This is a genomic window from Arthrobacter sp. Soil_N43, from assembly GCF_057655195.1.
Genome location: NZ_JBDGML010000114.1, coordinates 37,280 through 51,173, shown reverse-complemented (window position 1 = coordinate 51,173; position 13,894 = coordinate 37,280). Strand labels below are relative to the sequence as shown.

17 protein-coding genes are annotated in these 13,894 nt (G+C 66.1%); 1 reads left to right on the top strand and 16 read right to left on the bottom strand.

Translation table 11 applies throughout. The annotated features are described in order from the left end of the window. Positions 1-354: 354 nt before the first annotated feature. From rpsN to AC3A3W_RS17475, 5 genes are all read right to left on the bottom strand, one after another. The gene (gene rpsN / locus AC3A3W_RS17495) at positions 355-660 is read right to left on the bottom strand and encodes a 30S ribosomal protein S14 (protein WP_003798555.1); all 306 of its coding nucleotides are present in this window, start codon (positions 658-660) and stop codon (positions 355-357) included. A gap of 2 nt (positions 661-662) precedes the next feature. Beyond that, positions 663-830 (bottom strand): 50S ribosomal protein L33, encoded by a 168-nt coding sequence (gene rpmG / locus AC3A3W_RS17490; RefSeq protein WP_003798558.1) that lies wholly within the window; start codon positions 828-830, stop codon positions 663-665. Beyond that, positions 830-1,066, bottom strand: a complete 237-nt coding sequence (rpmB, locus tag AC3A3W_RS17485; RefSeq protein ID WP_124090838.1) for a 50S ribosomal protein L28 — start codon at positions 1,064-1,066, stop codon at positions 830-832. The genes rpmG and rpmB overlap by 1 nt, the downstream gene beginning before the upstream one ends. A 377-nt stretch (positions 1,067-1,443) precedes the next feature. Continuing rightward, on the bottom strand, positions 1,444-2,205 hold the full coding sequence (locus tag AC3A3W_RS17480; RefSeq protein ID WP_487444271.1) for an SGNH/GDSL hydrolase family protein: 762 nt from the start codon (positions 2,203-2,205) through the stop codon (positions 1,444-1,446). 84 nt (positions 2,206-2,289) lie between these two features. Beyond that, positions 2,290-2,784, bottom strand: a complete 495-nt coding sequence (locus AC3A3W_RS17475; protein WP_487444270.1) for a MarR family winged helix-turn-helix transcriptional regulator — start codon at positions 2,782-2,784, stop codon at positions 2,290-2,292. 89 nt (positions 2,785-2,873) lie between these two features. On the opposite strand from AC3A3W_RS17475, the gene AC3A3W_RS17470 reads away from it, so the two are divergent. Then, on the top strand, positions 2,874-3,176 hold the full coding sequence (locus AC3A3W_RS17470) for a YciI family protein (RefSeq protein WP_487444269.1): 303 nt from the start codon (positions 2,874-2,876) through the stop codon (positions 3,174-3,176). A 5-nt stretch (positions 3,177-3,181) separates the two neighbouring features. Here AC3A3W_RS17470 and AC3A3W_RS17465 read toward each other — a convergent pair whose 3' ends face one another. The 11 genes from AC3A3W_RS17465 to AC3A3W_RS17415 form a co-directional block, all read right to left on the bottom strand. Next, positions 3,182-4,015: an SGNH/GDSL hydrolase family protein gene (locus tag AC3A3W_RS17465; RefSeq protein ID WP_487444268.1), complete on the bottom strand. Its 834-nt coding sequence runs from the start codon at positions 4,013-4,015 to the stop codon at positions 3,182-3,184. Positions 4,016-4,169: 154 nt separating this feature from the next. Next, positions 4,170-5,201 carry a siderophore-interacting protein gene (locus tag AC3A3W_RS17460; protein WP_487444274.1) on the bottom strand — a complete coding sequence of 344 codons (1,032 nt, stop codon included), beginning with the start codon at positions 5,199-5,201 and terminating at the stop codon, positions 4,170-4,172. Positions 5,202-5,263: 62 nt separating this feature from the next. Then, a complete protein-coding gene (locus AC3A3W_RS17455; protein ID WP_487444267.1) occupies positions 5,264-6,091 on the bottom strand; it encodes an ABC transporter ATP-binding protein in 828 nt (275 codons plus the stop codon). A gap of 1 nt (position 6,092) precedes the next feature. After that, on the bottom strand, positions 6,093-7,154 hold the full coding sequence (locus tag AC3A3W_RS17450) for a FecCD family ABC transporter permease (protein ID WP_487444273.1): 1,062 nt from the start codon (positions 7,152-7,154) through the stop codon (positions 6,093-6,095). 107 nt (positions 7,155-7,261) lie between these two features. After that, on the bottom strand, positions 7,262-8,371 hold the full coding sequence (locus AC3A3W_RS17445) for a FecCD family ABC transporter permease (protein ID WP_487444266.1): 1,110 nt from the start codon (positions 8,369-8,371) through the stop codon (positions 7,262-7,264). Positions 8,372-8,377: 6 nt separating this feature from the next. Further along, entirely contained in the window at positions 8,378-9,487 is a 1,110-nt protein-coding gene (locus AC3A3W_RS17440; RefSeq protein WP_487444265.1) for an iron-siderophore ABC transporter substrate-binding protein, read from the bottom strand. Between the two features lie 128 nt (positions 9,488-9,615). Further along, on the bottom strand, positions 9,616-10,392 hold the full coding sequence (locus tag AC3A3W_RS17435; RefSeq protein ID WP_487444264.1) for an anti-sigma factor: 777 nt from the start codon (positions 10,390-10,392) through the stop codon (positions 9,616-9,618). Next, positions 10,379-10,948: an RNA polymerase sigma factor gene (locus tag AC3A3W_RS17430; RefSeq protein WP_487444272.1), complete on the bottom strand. Its 570-nt coding sequence runs from the start codon at positions 10,946-10,948 to the stop codon at positions 10,379-10,381. Before AC3A3W_RS17430 ends, AC3A3W_RS17435 begins: the two co-directional genes overlap by 14 nt. 128 nt (positions 10,949-11,076) lie before the next feature. After that, positions 11,077-11,850 carry a class F sortase gene (locus AC3A3W_RS17425; protein ID WP_487444263.1) on the bottom strand — a complete coding sequence of 258 codons (774 nt, stop codon included), beginning with the start codon at positions 11,848-11,850 and terminating at the stop codon, positions 11,077-11,079. Between the two features lie 114 nt (positions 11,851-11,964). After that, complete coding sequence (locus AC3A3W_RS17420; protein ID WP_487444262.1) at positions 11,965-12,789, bottom strand: DUF4397 domain-containing protein; 825 nt, start codon at positions 12,787-12,789, stop codon at positions 11,965-11,967. A gap of 209 nt (positions 12,790-12,998) precedes the next feature. After that, positions 12,999-13,763 (bottom strand): hypothetical protein, encoded by a 765-nt coding sequence (locus AC3A3W_RS17415; protein ID WP_487444261.1) that lies wholly within the window; start codon positions 13,761-13,763, stop codon positions 12,999-13,001. Positions 13,764-13,894: the final 131 nt, after the last annotated feature.

Genomic DNA, 13,894 nt, shown 5'->3' with positions numbered 1-13,894 from the left:
CAACCGGCACGCCAAACAAGCGAACCATTCACAGGCTGTTCAGAAGGGGATTTGGCCGCCTCCGGTAACCAGCTTCCCGCCGGCCCCCTCTCGGCGACTTAGAAAACAATACACCCACCCAACCCCCACCGCAAACCCACCCGAACTGGCCTGTGGTGCGGCTAAAAACCGCGTGATTCCGCGGAACCGCAGGGGAATCTGACGACAAAACCGGGGGTCGGCGTCGTAATTCCGTTCTGTGTGGTGCGTCACGCGCAACCTAGCGCGGAATGCGCCGGGCGAAAACGCAAAAAAGGGCCGGCAACCAAACGGTTGCCGGCCCTTTTTCAAGCAGCTGGAATCAGCGGTGCTGAATTACCAGGAAGACTTGGTGATGCCCGGGAGCTCACCGCGGTGAGCCATGTCGCGGAAACGAACACGGGAGATGCCAAACTTCTGGAAGGTACCGCGGGGACGGCCGTCGATGATGTCGCGGTTACGCAGACGGATCGGGGAGGCGTTGCGGGGCAGCTTCTGCAGGCCGAGGCGTGCAGCTTCGCGTGCTTCATCAGTCGCGTTGGGGTCAACCAGGGTCTTCTTCAGCTCGAGGCGCTTTGCGGCGTAACGCTCAACGATGACCTTGCGCTGCTCATTACGAGCAATCTTGGACTTCTTAGCCATGTTTAGCGCTCCTCTCGAAATTCGACGTGCTGGCGGATCTTGGGGTCGTACTTCTTCAGGACCAGGCGGTCCGGGTCGTTACGACGGTTCTTACGGGTGACGTAGGTGTAACCCGTGCCCGCGGTCGACTTGAGCTTGATGATCGGACGTACGTCCTTGTCCTTAGCCACTAGAGCTTCACCCCTCGTGCAAGAATGCTGGCAACGACTGCGTCGATGCCGCGTACGTCGATGGTCTTAATGCCCTTTGCAGAAACCTGCAGGGTGACATTGCGGCGCAGGGACGGAACCCAGTAGCGCTTCTTCTGAATGTTCGGGTCGAACCGGCGCTTGTTGCGGCGGTGCGAGTGCGAAATGCTGTGTCCAAAGCCCGGCTCGGCTCCGGTCACCTGGCAGTGTGCTGCCATGACGACTCTCCTCTGAAAAATGATTGAAACGGCTGGCAGCGTTCTGCGTCACCGTGCGGCAGGCGGCGTCCGCATCCAGTCCCCATCCGTTTTCATCATTCCGCAGGCATAAATTCTTCGGCAAGACCGGGAATCCGTGCTGCGGCGAAGTACGATGGGCCGCGGGCACCGGGCAATGGAAACCACTGCGAAGTGCCGGGATGCTGGGCGAATACAGGAATGCACGCAACTTGAGCCCCTAACTACCGGCCTGCGGGACTGTTATTACTGCTTACAGCCACTGCCAACCGGAGCAATTGCACACGCTCCGCGCCACCTAGCGCCTACCAAGTCTACGAGACGCGGGAATTAAAGGCTAATCCGGCGGCGCAAGACGCTTAGAGGCGGGTGAGTTGCGCGTACTTCGGCCGGAGGCCGTCGCCCGAGGATTTTCCGGTGACGCGCCGGACAACCCAGGGCGCAGCGAACTCGCGGAACCATTGCGCATTCGCGCGAAGGGCTTCGACCCCTCTGAGCTCGGGCACCGGAGTCATGGGCGGAACGTCGATGGAGTGGTCATGCTCAAGCACGGTGAGGACGCGCTTGGCCATGTTGGCGTGCCCGGCTGAAGACATGTGCATGCGGTCCTTGGCCCACATGCCCCAGTCGTAATACTCGTTGAAGCGCCAGCAGTCCACCAGCAGCGCTCCGTGGTCTCCGGCGATGCCGCGCACGAGTTCGTTGTAGATGGCAGTGCGGCCGCGCATGGTGCCGAACACCTTTGAGCCGCGGGCGTCGAAACCGGTGAACATCACCACCGTGGCGCCGGTCGCCCTGAGTTTGCGGATCCCGGCGTCGTACTCCTCGAGCAGGTTGTCGATGTCGACCTTGGGCCGGAGGATGTCATTGGCGCCGGCGTAGATGCTCACCAACGTGGGTTGCAGTTCGACGGCGGCGTCCACCTGCTCGGTCATGATCTGGCGCAGCTTCTTGCCGCGGATGGCAAGGTTCGCGTAGCCAAATCCAGGATCGGCGGCACCGAGTTGCTCGGCAACCCGGTCTGCCCACCCGCGGACACCATTGGGGCGGGCGGGGTCGTCGTCACCGACGCCTTCCGTGAAGGAGTCTCCCAAGGCTACGAAGCGGGACATGAAATCCATGGGTCCAGTCTGCCAGCAGTTGCCGCGAGCAACCAAGGCGGGCCTGATCTCGGTGGCCGCTTCGTGGTGGCCGCTTCCGGGCGGCTACTTCCTGGGTGGTGTCTGTTCGCGGAGAATCCAGTGGTTACTGTCCAGGCGAGCAACGATCTTTTCCCCGATGCGCGCAAGGTCAGTGACGTCTTGCTCCGTCAGGGCGTCAAGGAACAGGGAGCGGACGGACTCCACATGACCCGGAGCCAGGCCCACAATCGTCTTCATGCCCTGCTCCGTCAGGTGCGCGGTGGTCACACGTGCATCGCCTGGATGCGGCCGGCGTTCCACCCATCCACGGCTTTGGAGTTTGGTGACCACGTGGGAAAGCCTGGAGAGTGACGCGCTGGTCCGGGCAGCCAATTCACTCATGGGCAGAAAGCGCCCCTCGGCCTCGGAGAGCATCGCCAGAACGTTGTAGTCGAACAGCGACAACTTGCCGGCCGTGTGCAGCTGGGTATCCAGGGCCGCCGGCAGCATGGTGTTGATGCTCAGCTGGGCGAGCCAGGCCCGGCGTTCATCGGCGTTGAGCCAGCGCGGTTCGGTCATGGCTCCATCCTAGGAGAAAAGAAGATTGACGGTTCAAGCGGCGCACCTTCACGGGAAGGCAATCCGACAGAAACGGTAGGCTGGCGGGCATGTACGTAGTTTCCCTGACATACAAGGTTGCCCAAGACATCGTGGACTACCACCTGGATGCCCACGTGGCCTGGCTTAAGGACGCCTTCGACGAGGGCGTATTCATGGCCGCCGGCAGGAAGGTCCCCCGCACGGGCGGCCTGCTGCTGTCGAAGGCCGACCGGCAGACGCTGGACGCTTCCATCGCACAGGACCCGTTCTACGTCAACGGCGTGGCTGAGTTCGAAGTCATGGAATTCGCTGCAACCCGCGTGGCTCCGGGGTTTGAGAACCTGCTGGACCAGCCTGGGCCGCCGAACTAGCCGGCTCAGCGCTCGGCCTGTTCGGTCAGCTTCTTCAGACCGCCCTTGCGCGGCACCTTCACAGGCTCGGGCCAGCGCGGGCTGAGGTTGTCCCCCAGCGTCACACCACGGAGTTTCCGTCCGAACAGCGGGAGCACCCAGTCGTTCACCCAGCGTCTTTGACGTCTCTCCCAGTCGCGGAGCGTAATTCTCGACGGGGGCTCCCACTCCTTGAGGCTGATCTTGTGCGGCACGCCCAGGTGGTCCAAGACCTGAGCGGCCACGTATTTGTGGCCTGCCTTGGACATGTGCAGGCGGTCCGCGTCCCACATCCGGCGGTCCTGCAGGGCGTCGAAGCACCAATAGTCCACCAGCACGGCCCCGTATTTGGCAGCAAGTTCCCGCACCCGCTCGTTATAGGCGGCGTTTCTCTTTTTCAACGGTTCCAGCAGCGCGGACACCCTGACGTCGAATCCGGTGAACAGCACCAGGGTGGCACCGGTTCTGGCAAGCTCCGCCACGAGCGCCTCGTACTGGACCATGAGCACATCCATGTCCGTGCCGAAGTCCAGGATGTCGTTGCCGCCGGCGTACAGCGTAATGAGGGTCGGTTCCATGGCCAGCGCCGGTTCCAGCTGTTCGGCGATGACGTGGCGCAGCCGTTTGCTCCTGATGGCGAGGTTGGCGTACTCCCAGCCCGGCTCCGCCTTGGCGAGCCGCTCCGCCACGCGGTCGGCCCAGCCTCGCACACCGTTGGGCAGATGCTTGCTCCGGTCCCCCACCCCCTCGGTGAACGAATCACCCAAGGCCACATATCGGCGTCGCCCACCCCGATCCGGAAGCAAAGGATAAGAACCCATCCGCACAAGGTATCCACCCGGAGAAACACGGAGGGAAACCGCAGGTGAACGCCAACTCACACCGACCAAACGTGAGGGAGCGTCAGACAACACACGGCCCAAACGTGAGGGAGCGTCCGGCAACACACCGACCAAACGTGAGGGAGCGTCAGGGTTAGAGTTCGGCCTTCCCCTGCCGCCAGTACCCCATGAAGGCAACCTGCTTCCGATCGATGCCGACGTCCCGGACCAGGTAGCGCCGCAGGTCCTTGATGACGCCGGCCTCGCCCGCCATCCAGGCATAGAAGGGCATGGCACCAGCGGGCACGGCCGGGTTCTTGGTGGCGCCGATGGCCGCGGTATCCATGCGCGCCGGCGTCTCCCACAGGATGTCCTGGTCGACGTTGACGTCCTCCGGCTCCGGGCCTGCCGCCGCGCCGGTGGACTTGATGCCCACCCAGCCGGGCACCGGGACGGCGGCGCGGACAGCTTCCTGCAGCAGTTCCCCGTGCGGACGCGAGCGTCCGATCGCGGCACCGCGGGCGAGCCAGGTGATGTCGACGTCGGCAGCTGTCTGGAGATCGAGGAAGTCGCCGGCCTCCGGGACTTCCAGGAACGCGTGCCCGGTCATGTACTCCGGAAGGCTTTCCAGGATGGCGCTGATGGCAGGAACGGCTGTCTCGTCACCCGCCAGGAGGACGCGCTGTGCCAGGCCCGGCCGCCACTCAATGCCCGAGTAGATCTCCGCCGTCACGCAGTGCGCGGCCCGGTTGTTCGGCCCGATGATGGTCAGGGCATCGCCCGGGCGGGCGTTGAGAGCCCAGTTGGCCGCGGGGCCGCCATGACCGGCAGCATCAAAATGCATCACGAAGTCGACGTCGATCTCGGGGTACACGGCGTCCAGCCGGGCCTGCCGCACGGTGTAGGTGCGCATGGAGCCACGGATCGCCGGGTCCATGGCGAGCCACTCCTTGTACCAGCCGGTGTTTTCCATGTGGAATGGCGGCAGCTCAAGCGGGGTGCCGTCGTCGGCAAGGGAAGGGATCACGAGCTTGATGCGCAGGTCCATAGTCCTGCCGTGCACGCCAAAATCCCGCAGCGAGTAGCCGCCCAACGTGATGCGGCGGAAGTTGGCGCCGAGCTCCTGGACGGCGCTGACCGTGACGTCGAAGGCGAGCGTCATCGGTTCGGTGGCGAGCTGCGGCATCGCCCCGGACCTTTCTCGCGGCATGGCCTTCGTGGCTGTTCCTGCGGGGCCGTTGACTGAGCTCATGAGACCAACTCCAGGGTTGTGGTTGCGGCTTTTGGGGCGGCGTGGTGGCGGCCGATCGGGATGATCAGCGGGGTACCGGACACGGGGTCCGGCAGAACGCGGGATTCCAGGCCGAAAACTTCCAGGACGAGCTCCTCGGTGATCACTTCGGCAGCCCCTCCCTCGGCGACGATCCGGCCGCCTTTGAGGGCGATGACGTGGTCCGCGTACCGGGCAGCCAGGTTGAGGTCGTGCAGCACGATGGCCACCGTGGTGCCGCGCTGCCGGTTGAGGTCGGTCACAAGGTCCAGCACCTCCACCTGGTGCGCGAGGTCCAGGTACGTGGTGGGCTCATCGAGCAGAAGCACGTCCGTTTCCTGTGCCAGGGCCATGGCGATCCACACACGCTGCCGCTGCCCGCCGGACAGCTCGTCGACGTTCCGCCCGGCAAGGTCCAGCGTCTCGGTGGTTTCCAGCGCGCGCTGGACCGCGGCGTCGTCCTTTTCTGACCAGCTGCGGAAGAAGCCCTGGTGCGGGTACCGGCCGCGGCCCACCAGGTCCCGGACGGTGATGCCGTCGGGGGCGGTGGGGTGCTGCGGCAGCAGGCCCAGGGCGCGGGCCAGTTCGCGGGCGGGGAGGGAGTGGATGTCCTTGCCATCGAGCGTGACCGTTCCGCCGGCGGGTTTGAGCAGCCGGGACAGCCCCCGAAGGAGCGTGGACTTGCCGCAGGCGTTGGCGCCCACGATCATGGTCACCCTGCCCTCCGGGATCTCCGCGGTTAGCCCCTCCACGACGCGCCGCTGGTCGTACTGCAGCGTCAGGTCCTTCGCTTTGAGAACAGCCATGTCAGGCATCCTTTCGGTTGGCGGTGACGAGAAGCCAGAGCAAGAAGGGGGCGCCCAGGGCGCCGGTGACCACGCCGACTGGCAGTGCTGTGCCGTCCAGCAGCAGCGGGGCGATGTTGGCGGCGAAGTAGTCGGCGGCCAGGACTATCAGGGCGCCCACCAGGGCCGACGCCGGGAGGCTGGCTTTGCCGGCGAAGCGGCGGGCGATGGGGCCGGCCAGGAAGGCGACGAAGGCAACCGGCCCGGCCGCCGCCGTCGCCACCGCTGCCAAGGCAACTGCGGTGAGCACCACGCCCAGCCGGGTGCGGTGCACCCGAATGCCGAGTCCGGCGGCGGTGTCATCGCCGAGTTCGATGATGCGCAGCGGTCCGGCCAGGACCGCGACCGCGGGCATGAGGACCAGGAGGGCGGCCGCCAACACCCCGGCACGGTCCCAGCTCGCGGCGTTGAGTGAGCCGTTGAGCCAGACGAGGGCGTCCGCCGCGGTGCGGATGTCCGTGCGGGTCAGCAGGAAGTTCACCAGAGCGCCGAGGGCCGAGGCAATGCCGACGCCCGCGAGGATGAGCCGGTTGCCGGCCGCGCTGCCGCTTCCGGCGCCGGCTCCGGCCCGCAGCGAGCCGCTGCGGGAGATGCCGTAGATCACTGCCGCCACTCCCAGGGCACCGCCCAGGGCCGCGCCAGAAACGGCGGCACCGGAGGCCCCGAACACGACGATGGCCGTGACGGCGGCGGCGCTGGCACCATAGCTGATGCCGATGACGTCGGGGCTGGCCAGCGGGTTGCGGAGCATGGTCTGGAACAGTCCGCCGGACACTCCAAAGGCGAGCCCGATCATGGTGCCGATGACCGCCCGCGGCAGTTTGCTCTCCATCACGATGAAGCTGGCGCCCGGAATCTTCTCGCCACCGGTGAAGTGGGCCGTGAGGATCCGGAAGAAGTCCGGGATGGTGACGGTGTAGCTGCCGAGCAGGATGCCTGCGGCGAAGAGGATCACGACGGCGGCGCCCAGGATCGCCGTCCGGTTCAGCAGCGTCCGGCGCAGGAACGAAGCGCGAACGGGCAGATAATGCCCTGTTTTCGCGGTTTTGAGGGCATTATCTGCCCGTTCGCGCTGGGGGTGAGGGGCCCCAAGTGTCCGTTCGCGCTGGTCTGTTGGTGCGGGGTTGGTGCTCACAGTCCGGCCCCTTTGCTGCGGCGGACCAGCCACACGAAGACCGGGGCGCCCACGAGGGCCGTCATAATGCCTGCGGGAACCTCGCCCGGGAGCAGCACCACCCGCCCGATGACATCGGAGACCAGGAGCAGGGCCGGGGCGAGCACGAGGGAAAAGGGAAGGATCCAGCGGTAGTCCGGACCGGTCAGGAAACGGACCGCGTGCGGAACCACGAGCCCGACGAACGCGATCGGACCGGCGAGTGCCGTGGCGGATCCGCAAAGCAGCACGATGCCCAGTGCCGTCACCGAACGTGACAGGCCCACCCGCTGGCCGAGTCCCCGGGCAAGGTCGTCGCCGAGGGCCAGGCTGTTCAGGATGCGCCCGGTGGAGAGCACGATCAGCGCCCCCACGGCGAGGAACGGCAGGCCGGGGAGGACCACGGACCAGTCGCGCCCGGCGATCCCGCCCACCTGCCAGAACCGGAAGCGGTCCAGGGTGTCCTGGCTGGACACCAGGATGACGTTCATCAGCGAGTACAGGCCCGCGCTCAGGGCGGCACCGGCCAGGGCGAGCTTGACCGGCGTCGCACCGTCCCTGCCCATGGACGCAATCAGGTACACCACGACGGCGGCGGCTGCGGCGCCGCCGAATGCGAACCAGATGTACCCGCCCAGGGAGGAGACGCCGAAGAGGTAGATTCCCGTGACCACGGCCAGGGCGGCACCGGCGTTCACGCCGATGATGCCGGGATCAGCCAGCGGATTGCGGGTCACACCCTGCATGGCCGCGCCCGCCATGCCCAGCGCCCCGCCGGCCAGCAGACCCATGACGGTGCGCGGGATGCGGGCGTGGATCACGGCGTGATTGCCGTCGGCCGGATCGAACTGCGTGAGCGCCTGCCAGACGGTGGCCAGGGAAAGGCCGCGCGCCCCCACGGCCAGCGACACTGCACAGGCAAGGACAAGTACGACGACGGCGGCGGCCAGCCAGGCGACCCGCCCGGCCGGCGCGCTCCCCCGCCGCGGAGCGGGAACGGGCACTTGTGGCCCTTCCGCCGCGGCCACAGGGGCCCCAAGTGTCCGTTCGCGCTGGGCGCGGGGCACCGTCGTCGTACGTGGTGTCATGGCTGGCTACTGGACCGCGTCGGCAGCTTTGCCCAGCTGTGGGAGGAACGTGTCCAGCGACCACGGCAGGCTCAGAGGAGAGGCGGCCGAGATTGAGAGGGTCAGCGTGTTGTCCGAATCGGCCACGAGGGCACCGTCCTTGACGGCGGGGATCTGGCCGAGCAGCGGGTCCTTCTTGATGGCGTCGGTGGTCTTGGCATCCGGGACCCAGGTCACGAAGATGTCGGAATCCAGCTCGTTGGCCTTCTCAGCGGACCACTCCAGGAAGAAGTCCTTGGAACCCTTTGACTTCTCCTCCACAACCGGCGCCAGCTGCATGCCAATGGAGGACAGGAACCGCGGGCGGTTGTCGTTGGCGGTGTAGACGTTGACGCCGTCGCCCTTGGCGGGCTCCAGGTTGCCGTAGATAAACGTCTTGCCCGCGAGCTGCGGGTACTTGGCAGCCTTCTCCTTGATGGTGGCCTCGGTGTCGGAGATCAGCTTCGCCGCTTCGGCTTCCTTCCCGAGGGCCTTGCCGATGCTGCTGGTGGAATCCTGCCATGACGTGCCATAGGCGACATCGGGGTGGGCCACGACGGGGGCAATCTCGCTGAGCTTCTTGTAGTCCTCTGCGGTCAGGCCCGAGTAAGCACCGAGAATGACATCGGGGTTGAGCTTGGCGATCTCGGTGAAGTTGATGCCGTCCGCCTCGGAGTACTGCGCGGGGGCCTTGTCTGAGCCGAAGCCTGCGCCGAGCTTCTCGAGAGCGGCGTCCTTCCAGGGGGTGGAGCCCTTGTCGTTGCCGCCCCACTCGTTCTTCGGGATACCGACGGGGACCACGTCCAGGGCAATGGCTACATCGTCATTGACCCAGGACACGGTGGCGACGCGCTTGGGCTGCTCCTTGATGGTGGTTTCACCGAAGGCGTGCTTGATGGTGACCGGGAACTGCGTGCTGGACGACTCGGATGTGGAGGCACCCGAGGTGGATGCGGCCGGGCCGGTGGAGCAGCCGGTCAGCGCAAGGGCTGCGGCAGCCGCCACTGCGGTGGCCTTGCCGGCGGTCTTGAGCAGGGCGCGGCGGGTGGTTCCTGCGCCGGGCACACGGCCGGAGCCGGAGAAGAGGGGGGAAGTCACGGAACTCCTTAGATCAATGAAGCGAACGTGAGTAAGGCTAGCCTATCCTCGCTCCAATTAAGAAAGCTTCGTGTCACGTAATTCTCCGCGTGAAGTAAACCGGCAGTTCACCGTGGCGCGTTAGCGCGTCACAGTTTGAGCGTGCCCCGGACTATGCTCACGCTCGAATGCGCCGGATTGCCGTCGAGGGGTTCGTCGGACACGTCCACGATGGGATATGCGGACAGATCCAATCCGGCCGGAACCTCGAAACGTCCCGAGGATGAGTTCATGATGCCCAGGCTGACAAGCCGGGAGAGGTCCGGGGCAATCAGCCACACTTCCTGGTAGCCCTTGGCTTCGGTCTTGTTGAGTTGCACCTCGATGGTGCGCGAGCCGTCCCTGGATTCGGTGACCTTGGCGGATCCTGTGGCCGAGTACTGAGCCAGCGGGGCAAGTTCAGCCTCGGCCACTGGAGGAGCTGGCAGGCCAACGGACAAGGCGATTCCGACGGCGACCACGAGGGCGGCGGCCGCTGCAAGCCAGACGCCGGGCCGTCGGAGCCATGTCACGTTGCTCGCACGCGTCCGGCCCGGGACGGGGCCGGACGGCGCGGTCTCGGCAGGCGCGGTCTCGGCAGGCTCGACGGCCTCGGTCGCGGGCTCAGCGGGAGCTGACGTCAACGGATCCTGCGCTACTGCCTCGGAAAGGCCCAGTTCGCGGTGGATGGCTGCCCAGACGTTCGCGCCCGGAGGTTCCAGCACGCTGGTGTCCGGCGTAGTCCTGACGGCGCTGACCGCCCGCCGAAGGGCCGCATATTCCGCTGCACATTCAGGGCAGGAACGGAGGTGTTCCATGATCTGTCCATCGTCCACTGGCTCGTTCAGGGCGAGCAGGCTCAGAACTTCCGGGTCAGGATGCTGCATGGTCCACCTCCAATCTGCTTCTCAAATGGGACAGGCTTCGACGAATGTGGCTCTTGACGGTACCAAGAGGCAGGTTCAGTTTTTGCGAAATCTGGTGATGGGTCAGGTCCTCATAGAAGGCGAGCCTCATGATGGACCCCTGTGGCTCCCCCAGCCGCTCAAGCTCGCCGTCGAGCAGCAGCCGGTCCGCCAGGACGTCGGCCGGACCCGCGCCCGCATCCTGCTGGCCCTCCGGCCGGACCTCGGCGGCGGCCATGACTTTGCGGGTTTCTCGGGCGGAGGCGGCCAGTGCGTCGGTGATGGCGTTCCTGGTTATTCCCACAATCCACGCCGGCAGCCTTGCCTTGTGCGGATCGAAGGTGGACCGTGACCGCCAGACACGGATAAACACTTCCTGGGTGACGTCGTCGGCTGCTGCGCGATCCCGCAGGGAGCGAAGCGCCAGAGTGTGCACCAGAGGCGAAAACTGCCGGTAGGCCTCAGCCAGGGCCTTCTCATTTCCGGCGGCGAAGGATTCATTGAGCGCCGCGTCCCAGACGGGCGCTGCGGCATCCACGGTGCGGGGAGAAGGGGCTCCGGGGCCCTCTTCAGCTGATTGCGCAGCTCCTGCGGAAGGCGGGTCAGGAAGTGCCAAAAAGGACTCCTTCCCGCCCTCTTCGGCACGGATGAAAGCTGCGATGCGGCTCACGCAGGTACCGCTGTGACTATCACATTGTCGCTGTAGTCCAGTTTCTCGTCCAGCCATCGGCCGCCGCAGGTGACCAGCTTTAGCTCATGCGGGCCATCCCGCCGGAACAGGGCCGCACCATCGAATTTGTCCTTGGCCATCAGGTCCACCGAGACGACCCGGAAGCGAAGGGGCGGGGCGCCCTCGCGCCCCACAGTGATCCGGGTTCCCGCGGAAAGAGACTTCAGCTGCGAAAAAGGGGCCCGATCGGATGTTGTGTCCACATGTGCCGCCACTACCGCCGTTCCTGCCGCGGCGCCGGGGGCCGCTCCGTGGCGGTACCAGCCTGCCTCATCGAAGGCTTCCGGGATCTCCATGGCGCCGTCCGGCGTCACGCTCACTGCCACGATGTCCATGTTGATGGTTGTGCCTGCGACACTCAGGAAGCGCGGGGCGGGGTCCGGCGGGGCCGCTTTGGGCAGCGACGACTGCCGAAGCGGAATCTCTGCCCTGGGGGTGGGAACGGGGGCGCTCGTCCGCGCAGGAGAAGGTGAAGCCAGGCGGGGTGCTGCTGCGTCGGCCGCAGCGGCTTGCGTGGTTCCCGTGGCAAGCGGCGATGCCGGCACGGCTGGGCTTTCCGGCACTGCAGAGGATGACCCGCAGCCCGCCAGGAAAGCGGCTCCCATAAGGAGGACGACTGCGGCAGTCAGCGCCCGCAGCCACGCACTTGCCGGACGGGGCCGAAGCGTCAGGGGCTCCCGCGGCCCGTTCACCGTCGTCGTGCTTTTCATGTCCCTCCGTCCGTGGTCAGGTTTCGGGCTTCATTGAGGTGGGGACAGGAAGGCCGGGCGCCCGGCTTGAGGACGGCCGGGTGCCCGGAGTTTTCCTGCCATTTGGGGCGGGAGTTACTTGGCCCTGCGGATCGCCACCCTGCGGGAGGCAGCAATGCCGCCCAAAAGGAGTGCCAGGCCGGCGGCACCGAAGCCGATGGTGGCTGCGGCCTGGCCTGTGCCGTCGTCAGCTGCGCCCGAGCGTCCGCCCGGAACAGAACCGGGAACTGAATGCAGGCCGTCAATGGTCTGCACAGCGAGCTGCAGGTTCTTGTCCGCCAGGCTGCCCCAGGCGTAGACGATGGTGTGGGTGCCTTCCTTGACGGTGACATCGGCCGGGCCGATCACCGGCTGGGTTGTACCGGCTGCTGCCACGGCGGCCGGGACGGTGCCGGGATCCAGGGTGAGGGTCTTCTCCTTCGGGTTCGAGAGGCTGGAGATGACGGCCGAGCCGCCGGCCAGGACGTCCACGGCGGGCGCTGCAGCCGTGTGGCGGACAGTCAGCTTGCCCTTGCCTGCTGCTATCTGGGAGACATCATTGGTGAAGAGATTCGCAGTAGGTTTGCCGTCCGCCCCAAGGTTGGCCACCGCGGTGTAGTTTCCTTTAGCGGCCAGCTTCACCGTGACCGGCCCGATCACGGGGGCTGAGGCATCTGCGGCGTCAGCTGCAGTGATGGCGATGTCATAGCTGCCAGCCGGAAGAGCCAGCGGCCCGGCCAGGGTGCTGGGCGCGAAATCGTCCAGGGTGCGCTCGCCATTGAGCCAGACGTCAACCGTCAGGCCCGGCACTCCGTGCAGCACGGAAAGCTGGGCGTCCCCTTCAGCAGCGTGGGCAGGGCCGGCGAAAGCGAGTGTTGCCGCCATTGCCAGTGCGCCTGTTGCGAAAATGCTGGTGTGCATGGTTTTCTCCTTCAACGGCCCGCGGTGCGGGCGATTTTTGCTTACACCCCCACTACCGCCGACGGGGCGTGCCCGGATGCATTTGCATGAATAATTCTTGAAAGAAGTTTGAGAAGGCCGCTGCCGTTTTGCTCACAGGAACGAACGAAGGCCCCCGTTCAGAATCATCTGAACGGGGGCCTTCAGCGGGCGGCAAGCCGCGCGACAATCTAGCGGTAGGAGATGCTCAGCAGCAACGCCTTCAGCGCCTGTCCCTCTGCGCCCGCCAGCCAGGCCTTGGCAGCGGCGTCGCTGGCGAACGGCTTCTCGATGAACTGCACCTCCGCCACGAGCACATCCTTTCCGACGCGGATGATCCCGTCCTGGGCCAAGTCGGCGCCGGACGGCGGTGCCCCGGCAGTCAGGTGCATGCGGTAGACCGAGTTGTCTTCCATCCGGTCCGCGTAGAAGGAGTAGTGGGCTACGGGAGCCGGTTGCTGCTGCAGGCCGGGAACCGGCTGGGTTTCGAAGACGTCCCTGGTGACCGGGTGGGTCACGCCGTCGGCAATGTGCCCCGAGTAGACCGTTACCTGCCTGTTGCCGTCGGCGTCGTAGACGGTCGCGGTGCCCGACACCGGCGGCGTGCTCGACCCGGTGAACAGTTCCACCTTCCAGGTGGAAGGGTATTTGAACGACACCTTGTCTCCCGGGAAGGTAAAGGTGGCCAGGTCGGTAGAACCCGGCTCGGCAGTGCCGGCCCCGGCAGCACCCGACGTTGCAGGACTGGGCGCGGCAGCCCCTGACGGCTTCGCGCTGGAGGGTGCAGGCGCGGCCGTCGCCGCAGGCTTTGTCGTTGCCGGCGCCGTGGCACCCGCGGCCGCAGCGGACGGTGTCGCATTGTTGGACGCCGACTGGGCGACTGCCCCGCAGCCGGCCAGGCTGAGGGCGGCGGCAGCGAGGGCGGCAACGACGGTGGCGTGGTGAGCAGAACGCATGATGGTGCCTTTCGTGAGGACGCCGTCAAGCTCGGCAGAGGGTGGCTCTGGCCCGCCGCGTGGGAGTGTATGATGACCCTGGAGGAGCTGTGGCGAAGTTTGGTGCTCACAGATTCGCACGCCAAAGTGCG

What these genes read in the sequence shown, in the direction of transcription:
- AC3A3W_RS17480 (WP_487444271.1), bottom strand. Translation starts at nt 2,205, where the DNA reads ATGGATTTCATGTCCCGCTTCGTAGCCTTGGGAGACTCCTTCACGGAA.
- AC3A3W_RS17470 (WP_487444269.1), top strand. Translation starts at nt 2,874, where the DNA reads ATGTACGTAGTTTCCCTGACATACAAGGTTGCCCAAGACATCGTGGAC.
- AC3A3W_RS17475 (WP_487444270.1), bottom strand. Translation starts at nt 2,784, where the DNA reads ATGACCGAACCGCGCTGGCTCAACGCCGATGAACGCCGGGCCTGGCTC.
- AC3A3W_RS17415 (WP_487444261.1), bottom strand. Translation starts at nt 13,763, where the DNA reads ATGCGTTCTGCTCACCACGCCACCGTCGTTGCCGCCCTCGCTGCCGCC.
- AC3A3W_RS17420 (WP_487444262.1), bottom strand. Translation starts at nt 12,789, where the DNA reads ATGCACACCAGCATTTTCGCAACAGGCGCACTGGCAATGGCGGCAACA.
- AC3A3W_RS17465 (WP_487444268.1), bottom strand. Translation starts at nt 4,015, where the DNA reads ATGGGTTCTTATCCTTTGCTTCCGGATCGGGGTGGGCGACGCCGATAT.
- AC3A3W_RS17455 (WP_487444267.1), bottom strand. Translation starts at nt 6,091, where the DNA reads ATGGCTGTTCTCAAAGCGAAGGACCTGACGCTGCAGTACGACCAGCGG.
- rpsN (WP_003798555.1), bottom strand. Translation starts at nt 660, where the DNA reads ATGGCTAAGAAGTCCAAGATTGCTCGTAATGAGCAGCGCAAGGTCATC.
- AC3A3W_RS17435 (WP_487444264.1), bottom strand. Translation starts at nt 10,392, where the DNA reads ATGCAGCATCCTGACCCGGAAGTTCTGAGCCTGCTCGCCCTGAACGAG.
- AC3A3W_RS17445 (WP_487444266.1), bottom strand. Translation starts at nt 8,371, where the DNA reads ATGACACCACGTACGACGACGGTGCCCCGCGCCCAGCGCGAACGGACA.
- AC3A3W_RS17460 (WP_487444274.1), bottom strand. Translation starts at nt 5,201, where the DNA reads ATGCCGCAGCTCGCCACCGAACCGATGACGCTCGCCTTCGACGTCACG.
- AC3A3W_RS17425 (WP_487444263.1), bottom strand. Translation starts at nt 11,850, where the DNA reads ATGAAAAGCACGACGACGGTGAACGGGCCGCGGGAGCCCCTGACGCTT.
- rpmB (WP_124090838.1), bottom strand. Translation starts at nt 1,066, where the DNA reads ATGGCAGCACACTGCCAGGTGACCGGAGCCGAGCCGGGCTTTGGACAC.